The sequence below is a fragment of the Pseudomonas sp. AGC41 genome (genome assembly GCF_057334555.1).
Genome location: NZ_JBHFJB010000004.1, coordinates 33,333 through 35,027, shown reverse-complemented (window position 1 = coordinate 35,027; position 1,695 = coordinate 33,333). Strand labels below are relative to the sequence as shown.

Genomic DNA, 1,695 nt, shown 5'->3' with positions numbered 1-1,695 from the left:
CCCCCCCCCCCCCCCCACGGGGCATTGCTGCGGCCTGTTGGAAAAATAGATACGTAAATGCGACACAACAATGTCGTGTATCGGATAGTTCGCCCTGTAACAGTGCGTTATTCAGTTGAATTCGTTAGGCTAGCAGCCATTTTTGCGACCGCTGCCCACAAGGAAGCGACGCGCTAAACGGGTCGGTCTCATACGGATCGGCAGCATTTCCCTCACCCCTAAGGGAAATCCCTCTCTAAATTCCGATTCAGTAGTGTGGTTTCCTTAATGAAAGTGTTGAAAGGCCAGGACATCCTGGCGCTTGGTTTCATGACATTTGCCCTCTTCGTCGGGGCCGGCAACATCATCTTCCCGCCTATCGTCGGTTTGCAGTCCGGGCCTCATGTCTGGATGGCGGCGCTGGGCTTTCTCATCACGGCGGTCGGGCTGCCGGTGATCACCGTCGTTGCGCTGGCCAAGGTCGGCGGCGCGATGGACGCCTTGAGCAGCCCCATCGGCAAGATCGCCGGTAGTTTGCTGGCAGCGGTGTGCTACCTGGCGGTCGGCCCGCTGTTCGCGACCCCGCGAACCGCCACCGTATCGTTCGAGGTCGGCCTGGCACCGCTGACCGGCGAGAGCCCGTTGGCATTGTTCCTGTACAGCGCGGTGTACTTCCTGGTGGTGTTCTTCATCTCGCTTTATCCGGGGCGCTTGCTGGACACCGTCGGGCGCTTTCTCGCACCGCTGAAAATCATCGCCCTGGCCGTGCTGGGCATCGCGGCGTTCGCCTTGCCCGCCGGCGATATCGGCGTGGCGACTCCCGAATACGTGGCGGCGCCATTTTCCCAAGGCTTCATCAATGGCTACCTGACCATGGATACCCTCGGTGCCCTGGTGTTCGGCATCGTCATCGTCAACGCCATCCGTTCCCGGGGCGTCGAGTCTCCCGCCTTGATCACCCGCTACGCCATCATCGCCGGGCTTATCGCCGGGGTGGGGCTGGCGCTGGTCTATGTCAGCCTGTTCCGCCTGGGTTCGGGCAGCCATGAAGTCGCCGCGGGCGCGACCAACGGCGCGGCCGTCTTGCATGCCTACGTGCAACATACCTTCGGCAGCCTGGGCAGCGGCTTCCTTGCGGTATTGATCTCCCTGGCGTGCCTGGTGACGGCGGTTGGCCTGACCTGCGCCTGCGCCGAGTACTTCAGCCGCGTCCTGCCGCTGTCCTACAAGACGCTGGTGATCATTCTGGCGGCGTTTTCGCTGCTGGTGTCCAACCTCGGGCTGACCAAGCTGATCGCTTTCTCGATTCCGGTCCTGACGGCGATCTATCCACCTTGCATCGCATTGGTCGCCCTGAGCTTCTGCAAGGACTTCTGGCATGAGCAGGGGCGCATCGTCGGCCCGGTCATGCTGGTGTCGTTCCTGTTCGGCTTGATCGACGCCCTCAAGGGCGCCGGGCTGGCGGATTGGCTGCCGACGCAGTTGGCCCACCTGCCGCTGAGCGACCAGGGCCTGGCCTGGCTGGTGCCTTCGGTGATGACCCTGGTGGTGGCGGTGGTCTGCGATCGACTGTTGGGCAAGCGCAGCGAAGCGTTGGCGTAAGCGGCTCTCAGCAGGCCCATCGGTAAACGAAATGCCCCGTATCAATCGATACGGGGCATTTTTTATTGGGACAGTGTCTTTTTCCGTGGACCTGTGGGAGCGAGCCTGCTCGCG

1 protein-coding gene is annotated in these 1,695 nt (G+C 62.1%); it reads left to right on the top strand.

Annotation, left to right across the window (positions count from 1 at the left end):
• Positions 1-267 precede the first annotated feature (267 nt).
• Positions 268-1,581: a branched-chain amino acid transport system II carrier protein gene (gene brnQ / locus ACE04F_RS00575; protein WP_486104032.1), complete on the top strand. Its 1,314-nt coding sequence runs from the start codon at positions 268-270 to the stop codon at positions 1,579-1,581.
• Positions 1,582-1,695: the final 114 nt, after the last annotated feature.